The 16,918-nt window shown below is 39.9% G+C and carries 21 protein-coding genes; 20 read left to right on the top strand and 1 reads right to left on the bottom strand.

From position 1 onward, the window contains the following. Window positions 1–3 precede the first annotated feature (3 nt). The 19 genes from D1013_RS05685 to D1013_RS05595 all read left to right on the top strand — a co-directional run bounded on the left by D1013_RS05685 (window position 4) and on the right by D1013_RS05595 (window position 15,650). Window positions 4–1,509 (top strand): alkaline phosphatase D family protein, encoded by a 1,506-nt coding sequence (locus D1013_RS05685; RefSeq protein WP_205601278.1) that lies wholly within the window; start codon window positions 4–6, stop codon window positions 1,507–1,509. Window positions 1,510–1,533: 24 nt separating this feature from the next. After that, on the top strand, window positions 1,534–2,079 hold the full coding sequence (locus tag D1013_RS05680; RefSeq protein ID WP_121847950.1) for a hypothetical protein: 546 nt from the start codon (window positions 1,534–1,536) through the stop codon (window positions 2,077–2,079). A 99-nt stretch (window positions 2,080–2,178) separates the two neighbouring features. Next, on the top strand, window positions 2,179–2,448 hold the full coding sequence (locus D1013_RS05675; RefSeq protein ID WP_121847949.1) for a TIGR03643 family protein: 270 nt from the start codon (window positions 2,179–2,181) through the stop codon (window positions 2,446–2,448). A 152-nt stretch (window positions 2,449–2,600) separates the two neighbouring features. Then, window positions 2,601–3,152: a hypothetical protein gene (locus D1013_RS05670; RefSeq protein WP_121850619.1), complete on the top strand. Its 552-nt coding sequence runs from the start codon at window positions 2,601–2,603 to the stop codon at window positions 3,150–3,152. Window positions 3,153–3,753: 601 nt separating this feature from the next. Next, window positions 3,754–4,773 carry a hypothetical protein gene (locus D1013_RS05665; RefSeq protein WP_121847948.1) on the top strand — a complete coding sequence of 340 codons (1,020 nt, stop codon included), beginning with the start codon at window positions 3,754–3,756 and terminating at the stop codon, window positions 4,771–4,773. Window positions 4,774–4,855: 82 nt separating this feature from the next. Beyond that, window positions 4,856–5,383, top strand: a complete 528-nt coding sequence (locus tag D1013_RS05660; protein WP_121847947.1) for a hypothetical protein — start codon at window positions 4,856–4,858, stop codon at window positions 5,381–5,383. Window positions 5,384–5,403: 20 nt separating this feature from the next. Next, on the top strand, window positions 5,404–6,168 hold the full coding sequence (locus D1013_RS05655) for a CsgE family curli-type amyloid fiber assembly protein (protein ID WP_121847946.1): 765 nt from the start codon (window positions 5,404–5,406) through the stop codon (window positions 6,166–6,168). Further along, window positions 6,169–6,561, top strand: a complete 393-nt coding sequence (locus tag D1013_RS05650; protein ID WP_121847945.1) for a curli production assembly/transport component CsgF — start codon at window positions 6,169–6,171, stop codon at window positions 6,559–6,561. A gap of 5 nt (window positions 6,562–6,566) precedes the next feature. Next, entirely contained in the window at window positions 6,567–7,949 is a 1,383-nt protein-coding gene (locus tag D1013_RS05645) for a CsgG/HfaB family protein (RefSeq protein WP_121847944.1), read from the top strand. A 17-nt stretch (window positions 7,950–7,966) separates the two neighbouring features. After that, entirely contained in the window at window positions 7,967–9,499 is a 1,533-nt protein-coding gene (locus D1013_RS05640) for a carboxypeptidase regulatory-like domain-containing protein (protein WP_121847943.1), read from the top strand. 112 nt (window positions 9,500–9,611) lie between these two features. After that, complete coding sequence (locus D1013_RS05635) at window positions 9,612–10,136, top strand: DinB family protein (RefSeq protein WP_121847942.1); 525 nt, start codon at window positions 9,612–9,614, stop codon at window positions 10,134–10,136. Window positions 10,137–10,364: 228 nt separating this feature from the next. Next, entirely contained in the window at window positions 10,365–10,865 is a 501-nt protein-coding gene (locus D1013_RS05630; RefSeq protein WP_121847941.1) for a hypothetical protein, read from the top strand. A 56-nt stretch (window positions 10,866–10,921) separates the two neighbouring features. Beyond that, on the top strand, window positions 10,922–11,353 hold the full coding sequence (locus D1013_RS05625; protein ID WP_121847940.1) for a hypothetical protein: 432 nt from the start codon (window positions 10,922–10,924) through the stop codon (window positions 11,351–11,353). A gap of 24 nt (window positions 11,354–11,377) precedes the next feature. Continuing rightward, complete coding sequence (locus D1013_RS05620; RefSeq protein WP_121847939.1) at window positions 11,378–11,950, top strand: sugar O-acetyltransferase; 573 nt, start codon at window positions 11,378–11,380, stop codon at window positions 11,948–11,950. A 139-nt stretch (window positions 11,951–12,089) separates the two neighbouring features. Continuing rightward, a complete protein-coding gene (locus D1013_RS05615; protein ID WP_121847938.1) occupies window positions 12,090–13,058 on the top strand; it encodes a sugar phosphate isomerase/epimerase family protein in 969 nt (322 codons plus the stop codon). Next, a complete protein-coding gene (locus D1013_RS05610) occupies window positions 13,058–13,663 on the top strand; it encodes a Crp/Fnr family transcriptional regulator (RefSeq protein ID WP_121847937.1) in 606 nt (201 codons plus the stop codon). Before D1013_RS05615 ends, D1013_RS05610 begins: the two co-directional genes overlap by 1 nt. A gap of 73 nt (window positions 13,664–13,736) precedes the next feature. Continuing rightward, window positions 13,737–14,615 (top strand): pirin family protein, encoded by an 879-nt coding sequence (locus D1013_RS05605; RefSeq protein ID WP_121847936.1) that lies wholly within the window; start codon window positions 13,737–13,739, stop codon window positions 14,613–14,615. A 10-nt stretch (window positions 14,616–14,625) separates the two neighbouring features. Beyond that, window positions 14,626–14,907, top strand: coding sequence for a GNAT family N-acetyltransferase (locus D1013_RS05600; protein WP_121847935.1), 282 nt, complete (start codon window positions 14,626–14,628; stop codon window positions 14,905–14,907). A 29-nt stretch (window positions 14,908–14,936) separates the two neighbouring features. Beyond that, a complete protein-coding gene (locus D1013_RS05595; protein WP_121847934.1) occupies window positions 14,937–15,650 on the top strand; it encodes a pirin family protein in 714 nt (237 codons plus the stop codon). 57 nt (window positions 15,651–15,707) lie between these two features. On the opposite strand, the gene D1013_RS05590 is transcribed toward D1013_RS05595, so the two are convergent. Then, window positions 15,708–16,295, bottom strand: a complete 588-nt coding sequence (locus D1013_RS05590) for a TetR/AcrR family transcriptional regulator (protein ID WP_121847933.1) — start codon at window positions 16,293–16,295, stop codon at window positions 15,708–15,710. Between the two features lie 72 nt (window positions 16,296–16,367). Between D1013_RS05590 and D1013_RS05585 the strand changes: the two genes are divergently transcribed. Further along, entirely contained in the window at window positions 16,368–16,811 is a 444-nt protein-coding gene (locus D1013_RS05585) for a cupin domain-containing protein (protein ID WP_121847932.1), read from the top strand. The last annotated feature ends 107 nt before the right edge of the window (window positions 16,812–16,918 follow it).

Raw genomic sequence — 16,918 nt, 5'->3', positions numbered from 1 at the left:
CCCATGAAATATTTTTCTAAACTTTATTGCCTCGGCCTAAGCTTTATGCTGCTTTCGTTTGCATCGGCAGTCGGCCAAAGGCTTGAACCCATCAAAGCCCGTCACGAAATCACGCTAAATCAAGCTCACAAGGGCGATAAAAAAATCGATAGCCTACTACTCGAGAGCTACATGCCTCCTTCCGATTCTATTAAAAAATTCTATCTAGAGGCACGGGCCATTTTCGAGAACGATACAGTCGCTTTCACAGACGACAGAATTATCGAAGCGGCCCAAAGAAACCATATTGATTTAATTAGCGGACCTATGTTGGGCGATGTACAGGCCGAAAGAGTAACACTTTGGTTACGCCCTGCTAACACCAATATTCTGCAAATAAAAGTGAACACGCAAAAAGGAACCGATATTAGGGCGCTTGAATTAAAACCAATTAGACCGGGAAAAGTAGAGCGAATAGTTCTTGATGGTTTGAAACCAGCTACTCACTATGACTATCATATATCTACAAATGACAGGGTAATATCCCATGGTTCTTTTCTAACGGCCCCTAAGTCGGGTCAAAAATCGACTGTTCGTATCACATTTGCCTCTGGTTTTCACAAGATTGGTTTGCACAATCCTAATCTCATCCGTTCCATCATCCACAGAAAACCGCTGGCCATGCTTTTATTGGGCGATTTGGCAGTAGACGACCGCGATACGCATTGGGGGCTTCATCGTTCGGACTATTTGCTCAGGGATGTTTCGCCGGCATGGCAAGAGTTAGCCTCGAAAATTCCGCTTTATGCCAGTTGGGACGATCACGACTACCTCAACAACGACCTAAGCGGTATTCCAGAAGGGGTAACCAAAGCGGATAGGGATAGCCTTCGATTTATCTGGCAAAATAACTGGAACAACCCCACCACCATAGGTGATGGCATCTATTTCAATACCCGAATTGGAGAGGTAGAAATAATCATGCTCGATACCCGATCCTGTCGAAACCTAGATGAAAGAGGTGATTATGGTTCTTATTTGGGCACAAGTCAATTGCAATGGCTCAAAGAGGTGTTAAAGAATTCTACCGCCCCTTTCAAGGTGATTTCAAGCGGCACCATGTGGAGCGATTATGTAACCAAGGCCAAAGATTCTTGGGGCACTTGGGATATTGCGGCCAGGGAAGAAATCTATTCACTCATAGAATCGGAGGGTATTTCTGGTGTGTTACTGATCAGTGGCGACCGACATGGGGCTAGGGCCTTTACTATTCCCAGGCCATCAGGTTTTAGGTTCTATGAATTTGAAGTTGCCAGTATGGGAGGTGTTCCAGGCCCACCAGCCATGGCAGAAGATAGCTCGCATCAACTCTTCGGATATGAGGGACTTGGCCTCAAGGCATTCGGCGAATTCACATTTACTGCAACCTCAGAACAACCCAAGGTCACCTTTAGGTTGATAGACGAGTCTGGCACCATTTTAGAGGAACACTTTTTGGGGTATGATGCATTGCTTCCCTTAAAAAAGTAAATTTATAGCCTTAAATTTCTCAGAATGGAAGGTCAATTATTCGTAGGCAGGTTTTGGAAAGTACTCATTTGTTGTATGCTAATCAGTGTTTCTTGCAAGGAAAATAAGAACGCGAACGACCAGCCTGAAAATGCAGAAATAGAAAAGACCTGGCATCAATTTCTAGAAGTAGTAGAATCAGGAAATAAAGAAAAATTTCTTGACTTTGCGGCCAGTGAAATCAGGTGTTACGAATGTTTGGAAAACACCCCGACCGAACAAAGGCAATTGGAAAGTCTGAGCGAAAAAGACTCCCTTTGGTACGATAAACTCTATGATGACCTTATTTATATACCTGCCGACAGCTTTGTTAAAAAAGACCTGAATCGCTTTTTCACCCCCTCTTTTCTCAAAATTCTACGGTTGAACGAGACTATTTACCATCATCTGAATGAAGATGAGATGGAGATTTATGAAATATTGGTTACTACTATAGAACCAACCGATGAGCACGAGGGTATGCAGCACAGCTTTCAATTTCAGAAAATCAATGGAAAATGGAAGTTCAGTGAGGTGAGTTCCATTCCTTAATAAATTTCTAATCCGCTTGATTGATTACGCTATCATTCGAAACCATAGCGCCTATCGGACTTATCATATTATCCTATTTTTGATACATAATAGGATGAAATGACAGAAAGAGAACTGGATAGAATTATTGAAATGGCTTGGGAAGACCGTACCCCGTTCGAGGCCATTGAAGCTCAATTTAAACTCTCGGAAGCCGATGTTATCAAACTAATGCGCCGGGAATTAAAACCAAACTCCTTTAAGCTTTGGCGCAAGCGGGTGAACAGTGGCACCAGCAGCAAACATCTTAAAAAGCGAAATGATAACATCACCCGTTTTAAGAGTGCTAGACAAAAATCTATTTCAAACAATAAGATTTCGAAGAGGTAACCCCTTGTTCTGACAGCCGTTTTAAAGGTCTTTTTTGGCATCATCATTTCATCTGAATTATTCCCTTTTCGACGGGTAGTTTTTTGTGCCCTAACTACCCGATGTACATTCCCTTGCTAAAAGCAACCTCAATTCAACTTTTGGTCAACTCAATGAAAAAACTCAACTTATTATTTGCTCTTCTGCCATTTTACACCCTCAACGCACAGTTTATAAAAGAAAAGGCCATTTCGGGTTCCATAGGTTTTGGGTATACCTATCCTAGTGAAGACATCGATATTTCTGGAAGTGGTTTTTATTTACAGGGCGAATATGTTCTGCGGCATAGTAAATGGTTAGAGCTTCGACCTTATGCAGGTATTATCTTGACAAAGACCGATGAGTCAGATGAAGTTTATTACAATTCGTACAAATCATCATCGAACGCTTTTTTAATTGGCGGCAAGAGCAGATTTACGGCGCCCATACCATGGGTAGCCCCTTTCTTGGAAATTGGGGTCGGGGCCAGTTTTGGGTCTTTCAAAACAGTCACTCCTAACACCTCTCTCCTAAAGAACGGGGTATTATATCATATTCCTTGGTCAATCGGATTAAAAATCGGAAGACACCATAATTTTGAATTTGGACTCACCTATTACGAGCACCCCCAAGCCAGACAGTTTTGTGGAGCCATGGCCTTTGGGGCGACTTTTCCCCTCAACTAATATTTTCAGAAAAAACACCTGAAATTTTGTTCTCGAGACCATTGCCGTCTAGTGATATTCTATTGAAAAAATTATAAGATAAGCGTTTCTTTCAAAGAAGTATTTCTTCATAAATCTCAACTTTTTTAAAATTGACAAAAACCTAACAATTCTATCAATTTGAAAAATTTCATTATTTAAAAATTAAATTATCTGATTTTAAACCCCTTTAAACTGCCATATTGTTAAATTTTAGAGTTTCAAATTCTTACTAATTTATCATATCTCGAAGGAAAAAACCGTCATTTATTTAATTGGACAATTAAATTCTGTATTTCATCGATCATGCACGCAAAATGCTAATTTATGTGTCTATCATTACCACATGAAACGACATAAAAAAGAATAACTGTCTTTCATTTTTCCCCTCCCCCTTTTTTAGATTTCCCCCTATAGGTTCAAGTAATTTGAACGGCTTATCAACGCATACATTTTTCGTCAGGTTGGCTGATGTCGAGTGCTATTTTTTGACTTGAAGATACCTGAAGCATACTTTTTTCATTTTAATGAAAAACGACCAAACACGCATTTTAACCAAATACTAATAAATAATTCAATCTTTATGAAAAAAGTAGTTTTAAGTGCCATGGCACTTGCAATGGGGTCTTTCGTTATGGCTCAAAACAGTAGCGAAATCAATCAAGCGAATGCAACTGGAGGAGCTTTGGTCACTGTCAACCAAGCCGGAAATGGAAACAAATCTAATGTTGAACAGATTGGAGTTCAGTCTCACACCAATGGAACAGTTACCACCGTTAAAATCAAACAACAAGGTCAGGGTAATAAATCCACAGTGGATCAGGGTGATATATGGAACAATGGTTCTACTTCTACCGGCATCACAATTGACGTAAACCAAAAAGGAAAAGAGAATAACTCTTTAGTTAAACAAGGCGGAGGTCTATCAAAAACAGATGTAGACCAAATAGGTAATCGAAATAACTCTAAGGTAGATGTTCAAGGCGGTTATAACAACTCAATCAAAGTTCAGCAAAACGATTCTGACAACCGTTCAACCATTTGGCAAAGTTGGTCTGGCAACGAAATTTATGTAACCCAATCGGGAGACAATTCGAACAATGGTGCCAACAACTCAAAAATCCGTCAAACCTCCTCGAGCAGTATCATAGATATTGATCAGGTAGGCAGAAGAAATATGTCTGAGGTTGAGCAATTTGGGGAACCAGCCTTCGGAGAAATGTTATCTACAAAAGTTAATCAAAACGGAATGGATAACAAGTCCGTGATTTCTCAGCAAGGTAACTACAACAAGATTTCAATTGCTCAAAATGGTAATGATAACTTTTCATCTGTAGACCAAGATGGTATATCAAACGAAATTTATACCACCCAAAAGAATGGTAATGGAAACAGAAGTTACACCTCGCAAGACGTAGACACATCAACTAGTTTGATTAAAACCTTACAGCAAAACGGCAATGGAAATATCAGTAGAGCCCATCAAATTGGAACTACCGATGCTTCTATTTTGGTAACTCAAAATGGCAATGGGAACAACAGCTTAGTTAACCAAACCATGGTTAACAGTAATACCACTGCTATTGTAATGCAATCAAACTAAAACACTATAAGATTTTTTGAATCAATCAACTACGGAACATCAACATGTTCCGTAGTTTTTCACCTTTTACAATTAGAAGCGTATGAAACCAAACCAACTTCTAACCTTTATTTTGGCCATTCTACTCTATAACTCATTGATAGCTCAAGGAATTATTAAAAAAGAAAGTGACATTACCCCTTCTAACTTTAGTTCGCATTCACAACAATTAAATTATTATTCGCAACAGTCTAATGAGGTGGTAAGCAATGCCAACATAAATGTGGTCAACAAAGGGGTTTATATTGTACAAGTAGGCAATAATAATAACACAAATGTATCGGCCCAATCGCAAGTTTCTGATATTGAATTAAAGCAATATGGCCATTCAAATATTATTGATCTCAATCTTAAAGCCGAATTCATTGACTATACGGCCCTTCAACAGGGCAATAACAATCTTTTATTGGAATACAATCTTTTTGACAACAAACAGCTTATAGAAAGAAACATACAACAAAAAGGCAACAACCAAAATCTAGTCATTCACGGTAGAAATAGCATTGCCGACAAAATGAAGATTACCATGAATGAGGGCTCTCAAAGCTTAATCATCAGAAATACCAACTAGACCATTCATCTGCCTCCCCCATGCTAAATTCTCTACTGATCAGTTCTATATTTTTATTGTGCTTACTCTTAAGCAGCAGCGTTGGTGCACAAATCTTCAACAATGAGGTAGAGGCTGAAATCAACATTGAATCAGAGAATATTTTGACCGACATCGTTTTCTCGGCCTATAACAAGACATCCCTTAAAAAAAGCCTTCGATACCGAGCCATGATTGTTAAGAACAGCGACCAAACCTATGAAGACGAGCAGTACTTTATTCTTGAACCAGGTGAGAGAAAAAATATTAGCAAGGCTTCGCTGGCCTTGGAAGAAGACCAAAGAACAGTTGTTTTTGTTCTTATTTATGAGGATGAAAAGGCCATCGGAAAAGACCGTTTGGTCATCAATGGCTTTGATGGGGAAGACGATATGAAACCGAAAGTGGTTCAGCAAAACAGCATTCTTCAAGAAAATGGCAGGACCGTAAGTCAAGATATTGATTTAATGACAGGCATGGTTTTCGAAAACACCAAGACCAAACCAGGAAGAGACTTTTACCAAAAGTTCTATCTAGAGTATAACAACAACAATATTAAAGGAAATGAAATCGTGAAAGTCGATGAAGTATTGGCCATCGGGGGCAATACCCAAATTAAAATTTATGCCGGTGACAACCTAGTGGTTCAATTTTTTCTCAACCCTAGAAGCAGCTATATAAATGAAATGGTCAATCAATCGATTGCCAGGGTTCACCAATATTTTATTCAAACCAAGGCCATTAACCAAAATACAATTCAATACTAAATGAAAACACTCACCTTCGTACTATTTTTATTCAGTATATCTGCCTATTCCCAACAATTGGTGTACACGCCTAAGAATCCGAATTTTGGCGGTGACACCTTTAACTACCAATTTCTGTTAAGTTCGGCCAATGCGCAGAACTCGTTCACCAACAATCAGGGGCTTCGTGATGAAACCTCTGAGCTACAAGATTTTCAAGAAAGTCTTAACCGCCAACTTCTCGGGCAGTTGACCCGTTCCGTTTTCAGTTCTGAACTGGGTGAGGGGCTACAGCCCGGCACTTTTAATGTAGGCGACCTTTTGCTCGAAATATTCGAATCGCCCGAAGGCCTTGTGGTAAATATTTTAGACACTAATACCGGTGAACAGACTCAAATTATCGTACCCAACTAAGCATTATGAAATTTTATCAAAGTTCCCTATATCTAGGTTTTTTGTTCCTATTATCAAGTTGTGGTGCCTACTTCAACCAACCCGTGGCACCTTCTCAATCGAGAATAGGAGAAACGACCTCTAAAACCGAAACTCTTAAAAATCTACCCCAACCGGAAGAACCCGTTGTAGTGGGGGTTTACAATTTTAAAGACCAAACCGGCCAATATAAAAGCGTAGAAAACGGCAGCACTTTTAGCACAGCTGTTCCTCAAGGGGCCACAACCATGCTAATCAAGGCCTTGGAAGACTCGAAATGGTTCACTCCCATAGAAAGAGAAAATCTATCGAATCTTCTTAATGAAAGAAACATCATAAGGTCGACGCGTCAAGAATATACAGGTGACAATAACGGCCAGCCGAACCTACCTCCCCTATTATACGCAGGCATTCTTTTGGAAGGAGGCATTATATCATACGACTCCAACATCATCACCGGCGGTTATGGTGCCAGATATTTTGGAACAGGAGGTTCAACACAATATAGGCAAGACCGAATAACTATTTATTTAAGGGCTGTTTCTACATCCAACGGAAAAATCTTAAAGACCGTTTATGTTTCGAAAACGATACTTTCCCAAGCGTTGGACGCTAGCTTGTTCAAGTATGTAAAGTTCCAAAGGTTATTAGAGGTAGAAACAGGTATTACCAAAAACGAACCCATACAATTGGCAATTCAGAATGCCATCGAAAATGCGGTAGAGTCTCTAATTATCGAGGGTATAGAAGATAACTTATGGAGTACAAAAGATGGCGACGAAACGAACGAAGCCTTGGTATCACTTTACAACGAAAGAAAACGGGAAGAAGAGAATACCTTACTGTACAATCGAAAACAGGCTCAGAGTGTCATGAACCACAGTATCGCCATTTCAGGCAACGGGCCGGTATTAAATGCTGATTTTTCTAAAAAAACCCTTGGTGGAGGCGCGGGAATCAAGTACAGTTACAAAGCTTCCCCTAAGTTCGATATCGGTCTAAAAGGAGATTATCTCTATTTTACAGGTGGGGAAAGTTTCAATAAATCCTACGTCTCGAGCAACTTTCAAATCGGCTACACGATACTGCCACTAGACAATCTTACCCCTTACATCTATGGTGGAGTTGGGGGTATATTTGACTTGGATAGCCCGGAAGAAGAACTGACCGAAGATACTTCAGGTCTCAATCTCCAATATGGTATTGCCCTTAAGTACAATATCAATCCTCACCTTGCCTTCTTTGTAGGTGCTGAAAATAACCATACCAATAAGGATACTATTGATAACGTCGTCAATGGGGTAAGAGACGATTTCTATTACAACTTCAACATAGGCCTTGAATGGAGGTTTGGAAAAAATATTAAATAAACGAAACTGCTCATAAAATGAATATCAAATACACTCATCGTTTCATCTTGTTCTTCATGGCCTTAGCCATCTTCGTTGCATGCGAAGAAGAAACCATTGGCGATACAACTTTTGGCAAATTAGAGGGCAGGGTCGTATCCAACAGTCAAAATGTACCATTAGAGAACGTAAAAATTACAACCAACCCTTCATCCAACACGGTATTTACAGATGCCGAAGGTAACTTTACGATTGATCAGATAGCCGTGGGCGATTATTCGGTTCAAGCTGAAAAAGACGATTTTCAAACAAGCTTTGAACCCGCTTCAATACTCAGCGACCAATCGACAAACGTAGTTTTTGAATTGGATAGTGTCGAAGCGAAAAATCTAACTCCCTTGGTTCCTGAACTTATCTATCCTGAGGATGGCACGCAAGACATACAAAATCCGGTGGAATTTATATGGTCTTCTTCGGATAATGATTCTGATACCATTCTTTATGAACTAGAACTAAGAAACGGCGACAATGGCGAAATTCAACTATTTGAGAATTTGACCGATACGGTGTTAACTGTATCCAATCTATCGGTCGGGGCCAATTATTTCTGGCAAGTAAGTGCCAACGATGAAGTTACGGAAATAGTTCAGAGCAAGATTAGCAGTTTTCAATTGAGGGGAGTGGAAAGTAACAGATTCGCTTATGTTCGAAATATCGACGGTAATAATGTAATATTTTCAGGAGCAGAACCTACCGGATCCGACGCCAACGAGGTCAATGAAAACGAAGTGCGACTAACCTCTTTGGAACTGAACTCGTTCCGGCCAAAAGCGAATAAAACGGTAGAAAAAATAGCCTATATAAGTACTGTAGGTGGCGAATCGCATCTCTTCACCATGAATTTGGACGGAAGCAACAAGGTTCAGATCACGAAGGAAATCCCGATTGCAGGTTTTAGACAAAATGAGCTTGAATTCACTTGGTCCAATAATGGCAATGCCATACTTTATCCTAGCTTTAACAAGCTTTACTCCGTCAATCTAGATGGTTCAGGAACGCAATTGGTCTATGAAACCGGTATAAATGAATTCATAAGTGAAGTAGCCTCTAATCCGGCAAACAATTTACTTGCTATTAAAAGTAATAATGCCATGGGCTATGAAGTCAAAATTCAAACTATTAATCCTTCAAATGCTGCTTTGGTAGCCACCATCGTAGAGGGTGAATTGGGCGCTTATGGCGGTTTGGATTATTCTATCGACGGCACAAAAATTCTATACACGCATGATGTTTCTTCGGTCGAAAACAGTCAATATCGTCAGCTTGACAGTCGTATATTCGAGTACAATATTGCCAACGATACTACCACTGAAATTGATACTGAAAAACCATCAGGCTTCAACAATCTTGATGCTAAATATGCGCCGAACGAAGGCCACGTTATTTATGTCTATACTTCAAACGACGGGTTTTCAGAAAAGAGAATCTATCGAAAACAAATAGGGGTATCAGAAGAAGATGTAGAAGCGGAATTATTATTTGTAGATGCATTTATGCCCAATTGGGAATAAAATTTTCAAAATGAAAATGGAATCCTCTATAATCTAAACTACCCGGTCACAAACTTTTTGCCTTTGATTGACTTTTCCAATTGATTAAATTAGAGATATTAATGAGAGGCATATGTTACAATTCAATTTGAACCGTACGCTAGAAATTCTAGAACGTACTCCTGTAGTTCTTGAAAATCTTCTATTCGGCCTTTCGGAGGAATGGTTATATAACAATGAGGGGGAGAAAACTTGGAGTCCGTATGATGTTTTAGGCCACCTCATTGTTGGCGAAAAAACTGATTGGCTGGTGAGGGTAAAAATAATATTGAAATCAGATGACAAACACTTTAGGCCTTTTGATCGTTTTGCCCAGTTCAACGAAGAGGATGATAGAGAAATTGGTGAAATGCTCGAAGAATTCAAAACCTTACGATTTCAAAATCTACAAGAATTAAAGGCGTTTCATCTTTCAGAAAGCGATTTGAAACAGACCGGTATTCATCCCGAATTCGGTACTGTCACATTATCTCAACTTATTACGACTTGGGGCGTTCATGACTTGGGCCATATTGGCCAAATATCCCGCGTTATGGCTTTTCAGCACAAAAATGAAGTAGGGCCTTGGATCAGCTATTTGGGCATACTTAAAAAATAAGTACTTGCTTCTGCTCCCATATAAAATCGTTCTCCGAAGGGTCGACAATAATCAATAACAGGTAACGGAAATCATACCCGTATTATTTCTTTATTACCGAATACCACACCGCTCGGCCAACTTTTTTAGTATCTTACCACCAAATTTTGCCACCAATATCAACGGAGCAATAATTCTGTATTCGTGCTCCGGCAAGAGAGAATTTTGGTGGCTATGCGCTACTATCAAATGAAAAAATTAGTCACCATAGGTATTGTGATGCTGATGGGCCTTTTTTCCTGTAAAAATGCCGCTCGGGAAAAAGAATTGATTCAAAAGGAGGAAGAACTGGCTAAAAAGGAAAAAGAGCTAGAGGCCGAGAGCAAAGAAATGATAGAAAAGGTGGGGGCCACCGAACTTAACTCGACCGTACAGCTCAACCTGATTCATTGCGAAAACGACAAGTACACCATTAGGGTAGATCGCCTTAAAAGCAACGAAGTAAGATATATGGCTTGGAATAAGCCCAAATCTAATATCGACAAACCAGATCTGATTCTTCTTGATGGGGAAATAGAAAAGCAAGGTAGCGGAGGTGGTTATCATTTTACGTTCACCAATGGCGATATGACCTATGTAATCGAAAACAATTTGATGGGCGAATCGATTGATTCAATGGGCGTATTTCTCAGGATTTTAGATAATGGAAAGGAAAAAGTGTACTCTAAAATGAAGGACTTGAAAAATTAGGATTTCCGCCAGCAATAAACCGATAGTCTTTAAGCTTCAAGAACAAACAATTAATCATGAAAAAAAAGTTACTCACAGCCATTTTTTCATTGGGAAGCATGGGGCTTTTTGCGCAAGAAGAATATCTTAGAGACGTAAGTGCTACCCAAAATCTTTCAAAAACCATTGCGTCGTTGTTTCAAGAAAATCAAATTGCAACGGCCTTTGGTCGACTTACCCCCTACTGGCCGATGCCTCAAAATGAGATGGAAGCCATTGAAGAAAAAACCATCAAATACCTCAACCTTCTAGAGCAACGGTTCGGCAAGGCCATCGGTTTCGTTAAAATCAAAAATGAGACCATAAGCGATATCGCCATTAGAGAAACTTATTTGGTTCGCTATACCAATAGTGCCATTCGACTCAAGTTCACCTTTTACAAGAACGACAGGGGTTGGATCGTGAACGCCTTTAATTGGGATGATTCGTTCACCGATGAATTTGAATAATCTTCTCTTTTTTAAAAAGCCAAAATGACCGAAAAAGATAAAATGCTCAAGGGGTTACCCTACAGTTCCCGTGACCCGGAGCTTCTTTCAATGTATCATAAGGCGCGAAAGTTAATCAAAGAATACAACTTATTGGATTCTGAACTTTTAGAAAAAAGAGACGGTCTATTGGCCGATCTGTTGGGTTTTAAAGGAAACGATGTTTGGATAGAAACTCCTTTTTTCTGCGACTATGGTGAGAACATCTCAATTGGTGATAATACGTTTATCAATACCAATTGTATGTTTTTAGACAACAATAGAATTACAATTGGCAAGAACGGACTGATTGCACCGTACGTACAGATTTATACGGCGACCCACCCTCTTAAAGCTTCCGAGCGTATTCTTGAAACCGAGAAAGGTTCAAATTATGTAACCTCCGCCAAACCGGTTACAGTAGGTGATAATGTATGGATCGGGGGTAATTCGATAGTATTTCCGGGTGTTACAATAGGTAACAATGTAACGATTGGTGCAGGTAGTGTAGTTACTAAAGACATTCCCGACAATGTGCTGGCTATGGGCAACCCTTGTAAAGTCGTAAGAGAACTTTAATAAGAGATAAGAAACCACTCCATCTAGCCATTTTTGGCTATCTTCAGCAACCGTACTTTAATGTATGTAATTGTGCAAATAATACTTCCCAAAGATTAAATAGTTCAAATCGTTAAATTTAGAATCTCAATTCACTTACATGTCAGATCAAATTACCAGAAGAAAAGCCCTTGGAAACGTTTTAAAAGGTTCTCTATTGGCCATGGGAGGCTTGACCTTCTCCCCCATTAATGCTATAAGCACCAATAATAACCGTCCGCCATTACCAGTTAGAATTAGTATGAACTGTTCTACTCTACTGCATTACAAACTGCCCGCCGACAAACAAATAGACCTTGTGGCAGATGCCGGGTTTGATGGAATTGAAATGTGGATGAGCGACATAAAGACTTTTCTACAGAATGGGGGCACTACCCAACAGTTGAAAAACAAACTGGAATCACGAGGTCTTGTTCTAGAAAATATAATCGGTTTTTCAAAATGGTGCAGCGACAGTGAAGATGAACGAAAATCGGCAATGACACAGTTGAAAGAAGAAATGCTGATTACCAAAGAAATGGGAGGAGCATTCATAGCCGCACCAGTTCAAGGAATAGAGAAAATAGACCCTGCAAAATTTAACACCTACGCCGAAAGGTACCGAGCTATTTTAGACCTTGGCGATGAAACAGGTGTAACCCCGGTAATGGAGTTGTGGGGAATGGGCGCTCTTCATAAAATTTCAGATTGTGCTCAAATTGCGATTGCTACCGGACATTCTAAAGCTACCATGCTTCTTGATTTTTATCATGTGTACCGTGGAGGCAATGATTGGGATACGGTAGACCTTATCAATGCCGGCAAATTACCCGTAATTCACATGAACGATTACCCCGCAACGCCAGCATTCGATCAGTTGACGGATGCCGATCGCGTACTACCTGGTGAAGGGGTTTGCCCTTTTGACGAGGTAATACCAAAACTTCTTAAAGCCGGCTTTAGAGGTGGTTTCTCGGTAGAGCTTTTTAATAAGGAGTACTGGAATACGATGGACGCCCCTACCCTAATGAAGGTCTGTTACGAAAAGACATACGCAGTCGTGCAAGGTGCCCTTAACCAAATGGATTAATGGATTCTCATTCGCTGGCCAACTTCAAAAAGTATCTGACTGAACAATGGGGTTTACCAGAAGATTCTATCGAACAATTATGTGACGGTCTTGTAACTAAAAAGGTAAAAAAAGAAGAGTATTTGTTAAGGGCCGGTGAGGTGTGTGCACTCACCTTTTTTGTAGAAAAGGGCCTTTTGCGAATGTATGCCCTTAACGAAAAAGGTAAGGTTGACATATTACAGTTCGCCCCAGAAAATTGGTTGGTAAGTGATAGGGGCAGTGTATATTTCAACGAGCCTTCAAATTACTATATCGATGCTATCGAAGAGAGCACAGTCGTTCTTCTTGACCAAAACTTCATGGAGCGAATTTCGCAGTTGGGGCATTCTTTTAGAAAACTCAATGAGCGTTTATTGCACAACCATATCAGACACCTTAATCAGCGGGTAAAACTATTGCTGGGCGCTTCCGCGGAAACAAGATATTTGAACTTCATTCATCTATATCCGGATATTCTAATGCGCGTACCACAATGGATGGTGGCCTCCTATTTAGGTATTGCACCTGAAAGCCTCAGCCGGGTTCGAAAAGATTTGGCCAAAAGGAACTTCAAAAAGAACTAGCCCTTTCTTAACATACATCAATGTACAGCTCATGGGTTACCTCTAAATTTGATTAAAATTAAAATCAAATATCATGAGCACAAGAAATATAGAATTGGTAGTTCCCCCCAGACCACCCCATTTTGTCGGTGATGGTTTTCGCGTACATAATTTCATACCCAGTAGTTTTAGGTTAACCATGGAGCGAATGAGTCCATTCATTCTAATGGATTACAACTCTAAATTCTACTTTCCACCATCCGAAGAGCCCAAGGGGGTTGGTGTGCATCCGCATCGAGGGTTCGAAACCGTGACCATTGCCTATAAGGGTAAAGTAGCACATCATGACAGTGCCGGAGGTGGCGGTGTTATAGGAGAAGGCGGTGTACAGTGGATGACGGCAGCTTCTGGGGTATTGCACAAAGAGTACCATGAGGAAGAATTCTCGAAAAAAGGGGGCGAATTTCAAATGGTTCAGCTATGGGTCAATCTTCCTGCTAAATTTAAAATGTCGGCTCCTAAATATCAAGCACTTAACCGTGAAGATATGAATGTGCATACATTGGAAAATGGTTTAGGGGATATTGAGGTCATTGCAGGGCAATACGGCCATACAAATGGTAGTGCCAGTACCTTCACCCCAATGCATCTGTTTAATGCGAAATTAAAAGAGGGGGGTGAGGCAACATTTAATTTTCCTAAAGACTACAATACGGCCCTTTTGGTTATTGAGGGAGAAATAATAGTGAATAATGAAGAAAAAGTACCTACTGACCATTTTGTACTGTTTGAAAATAACGGTGAAGATTTTGATATCAGGGCAACCGAAAATGCAGTGGTCTTGATTCTAAGTGGAGAACCTATTGAAGAGCCAATTGCGGCCCAAGGCCCCTTTGTTATGAATACAAAAGAAGAATTGGTTCAGGCTATTGAAGATTTCAATCTTGGCAAATTCGGATATTTAGAAGACTAAAAATTAAGACATGAATTTACAACACGAAGATGATGGTAAAAAGGGCGCTTTCTTTATAAAAGATGAAGCCAAAAGATTGGCCGAAATGACCTACGTTTGGGCTGGAGCCAATAAAATTATTATTGACCATACCGAAGTAGACGACAGTTTGAGAGGTCAAGGGGCAGGAAAAAGTTTGGTCATGGAAGCGGTCAACTTCGCCCGGGCAGAAAAAATAAAGATTCTTCCTTTATGCCCATATGCCAAAAGTGTTTTTGACAAAACGGAAGAAATCAGAGATGTACTTTCTTAAAATGGTAAGAATAATTAAAAAGAACAAAAATGAAAACGATATTACATAAAGCAGTTAGCAGGGGCCATGCCGATCATGGCTGGCTTAATACACACCACACTTTTAGTTTTGCTAACTACCATGACCCCGAACGTATGAATTTCGGTGTGTTGAGAGTATTGAACGATGATGAAGTTTCGGCGGGCATGGGTTTTGGTACGCATGGCCATAGCAATATGGAAATTATTTCCATTCCGTTAGAAGGCGATTTAGAGCATAAAGACAGTATGGGTAATACCGCTGTTATCAAACAAGGAGACATTCAGGTGATGAGTGCCGGTTCTGGTATTCAACATAGCGAAAAGAACAAAAATCAAAATCAATTGGTGAAGTTTCTACAAATTTGGGTGATACCCAACAAAGTGAACGTCACCCCTCGATACGACCAGATTACGCTAGATAAAGAAGACACTTTAAATAATTTTCATCAAATAGTTTCGCCCAATTCTGATGACGACGGAGTATGGATCCATCAAGACGCTTGGTTTCATTTGGGTGATTTTGATAAAGGGGAAACGGCCAAATACACTTTAAAAAATAACAATAACGGGCTATATGTTTTTATTTTAGAGGGCTCGGTAAAGGCTTCGGATGTGTCACTTGAGCGCAGAGACGGACTAGCCTTATGGGAAGTTGACAAAGTAGATTTCACGTTTGACGAGAAAAGCAAGGTATTGCTAATGGAAGTTCCTTTGGCAAACTAGTACACCGAATACGTAGTTCTAATAAAGAAGGCGACCTATAAAAGGTCGCCTTCTTTATTATTGATAACCTTCTAAAATTCTCTCCATGGCCCAATTGAGGGTTTCTCTGGATTCTTTGTTATCGAGCCCGCAAACATCTTTCGTGACCAAAACAGCCTCAATTCCCATCAACAACGTAGCGATTACACTTAATTTCTTCTTTTCTTCACCACTCATCTTAATATCATCGGAATTTAAGAACTTACTAATAGATGTAATCCTGTTTTGCCCTCTTTCCAGTTTGGTATCGGAAGATGAAAGAACGGCTCCTAAAAACTTTTTAGAAGGGTTTTCATTCTTGAAAATAAAATCTAGGTAAGCATTCTGTATACTTTTCATTGCATCGGTAAGGTTAGTTCCCTTAAGGCCCGAATTTAATTTTTCGGCATCTGGAACGTTCAATTGCAATATAAGTTCAGTAGCTATATCTTCGGTATTCGAGTAGTACCGATAAATGGTAGCTCTCGAAATTCCCGCTTCGTGGGCGACAGCGTCCATATTCAATGCTTGGTTGTTTTTTACCAAGTTGTTGGCGGCCTTCAATATCTTCTTACGTGTTTGAAGTTTTTGCGCTTTTCTACCGGAATTTAAATGCTCATTACTCATGAGACAAATGTCTTATAAAATTTTGAATGCTAAAAATTAATTTTTATTATTGTGAGACAAAATTCTCATAAAATGGAAAAATTAAAGAAATTATGGGTATTGGGTCAAGAAGTAACCCTGCACCCAACCAGCGGTGATTACGATTTGGCCATCATTCAAACTCCGCCCAAATCGCAAGGGCCTCCACCCCACTTGCACCATGAATACAAAGAAGCCTTTTTTATAATCGAGGGAGAAATGGAGTTTTTTGTCGATGGTCATCATCAAACTTTGAAGACGGGCGAATCTTTAGATATTCCACCAGGGGTGCTTCATACGTTCGCCAACAAAGGCAATGTACCTTGCAAGTTCGTTAGCATTCACAGCCCTAAAGGCTTCTTGAATTTCTTTGAAAAATTTGGGGTTCAATATGAACAGGAAAATGCTTTGGAAAAATCGGTTCAACCAGAAACCATTCAACAGGTATTGGCAGAGGCTGAAAATTTTGATATGCATATTCCAGCTGTACCCCAATAATCATTGTCTCTTGTCGCTGCAATAGCGACCAGATTCAACTTCCCCCCTTTACCGGTTTACGAGATTACCTTCCCCTTCGCATGCCGTAAATCAATGAATATAATTAT

The organism is Euzebyella marina (assembly GCF_003687485.1).
Taxonomy (GTDB): domain Bacteria; phylum Bacteroidota; class Bacteroidia; order Flavobacteriales; family Flavobacteriaceae; genus Euzebyella; species Euzebyella marina.
The sequence above is the reverse complement of the archived record's forward strand: the minus strand, read 5'-3'. Positions and strand labels throughout refer to the sequence as shown.

Excerpts from the sequence above, each read along its gene's own strand:
- D1013_RS05620 (WP_121847939.1), top strand. The coding sequence starts at position 11,378 with ATGACCGAAAAAGATAAAATGCTCAAGGGGTTACCCTACAGTTCCCGT.
- D1013_RS05585 (WP_121847932.1), top strand. The coding sequence starts at position 16,368 with ATGGAAAAATTAAAGAAATTATGGGTATTGGGTCAAGAAGTAACCCTG.
- D1013_RS05685 (WP_205601278.1), top strand. The coding sequence starts at position 4 with ATGAAATATTTTTCTAAACTTTATTGCCTCGGCCTAAGCTTTATGCTG.
- D1013_RS05615 (WP_121847938.1), top strand. The coding sequence starts at position 12,090 with ATGTCAGATCAAATTACCAGAAGAAAAGCCCTTGGAAACGTTTTAAAA.
- D1013_RS05645 (WP_121847944.1), top strand. The coding sequence starts at position 6,567 with ATGAAATTTTATCAAAGTTCCCTATATCTAGGTTTTTTGTTCCTATTA.
- D1013_RS05630 (WP_121847941.1), top strand. The coding sequence starts at position 10,365 with ATGAAAAAATTAGTCACCATAGGTATTGTGATGCTGATGGGCCTTTTT.
- D1013_RS05665 (WP_121847948.1), top strand. The coding sequence starts at position 3,754 with ATGAAAAAAGTAGTTTTAAGTGCCATGGCACTTGCAATGGGGTCTTTC.
- D1013_RS05675 (WP_121847949.1), top strand. The coding sequence starts at position 2,179 with ATGACAGAAAGAGAACTGGATAGAATTATTGAAATGGCTTGGGAAGAC.
- D1013_RS05625 (WP_121847940.1), top strand. The coding sequence starts at position 10,922 with ATGAAAAAAAAGTTACTCACAGCCATTTTTTCATTGGGAAGCATGGGG.
- D1013_RS05650 (WP_121847945.1), top strand. The coding sequence starts at position 6,169 with ATGAAAACACTCACCTTCGTACTATTTTTATTCAGTATATCTGCCTAT.
- D1013_RS05610 (WP_121847937.1), top strand. The coding sequence starts at position 13,058 with ATGGATTCTCATTCGCTGGCCAACTTCAAAAAGTATCTGACTGAACAA.
- D1013_RS05590 (WP_121847933.1), bottom strand. The coding sequence starts at position 16,295 with ATGAGTAATGAGCATTTAAATTCCGGTAGAAAAGCGCAAAAACTTCAA.
- D1013_RS05600 (WP_121847935.1), top strand. The coding sequence starts at position 14,626 with ATGAATTTACAACACGAAGATGATGGTAAAAAGGGCGCTTTCTTTATA.
- D1013_RS05605 (WP_121847936.1), top strand. The coding sequence starts at position 13,737 with ATGAGCACAAGAAATATAGAATTGGTAGTTCCCCCCAGACCACCCCAT.
- D1013_RS05680 (WP_121847950.1), top strand. The coding sequence starts at position 1,534 with ATGGAAGGTCAATTATTCGTAGGCAGGTTTTGGAAAGTACTCATTTGT.
- D1013_RS05635 (WP_121847942.1), top strand. The coding sequence starts at position 9,612 with ATGTTACAATTCAATTTGAACCGTACGCTAGAAATTCTAGAACGTACT.
- D1013_RS05595 (WP_121847934.1), top strand. The coding sequence starts at position 14,937 with ATGAAAACGATATTACATAAAGCAGTTAGCAGGGGCCATGCCGATCAT.
- D1013_RS05670 (WP_121850619.1), top strand. The coding sequence starts at position 2,601 with ATGAAAAAACTCAACTTATTATTTGCTCTTCTGCCATTTTACACCCTC.
- D1013_RS05660 (WP_121847947.1), top strand. The coding sequence starts at position 4,856 with ATGAAACCAAACCAACTTCTAACCTTTATTTTGGCCATTCTACTCTAT.
- D1013_RS05640 (WP_121847943.1), top strand. The coding sequence starts at position 7,967 with ATGAATATCAAATACACTCATCGTTTCATCTTGTTCTTCATGGCCTTA.
- D1013_RS05655 (WP_121847946.1), top strand. The coding sequence starts at position 5,404 with ATGCTAAATTCTCTACTGATCAGTTCTATATTTTTATTGTGCTTACTC.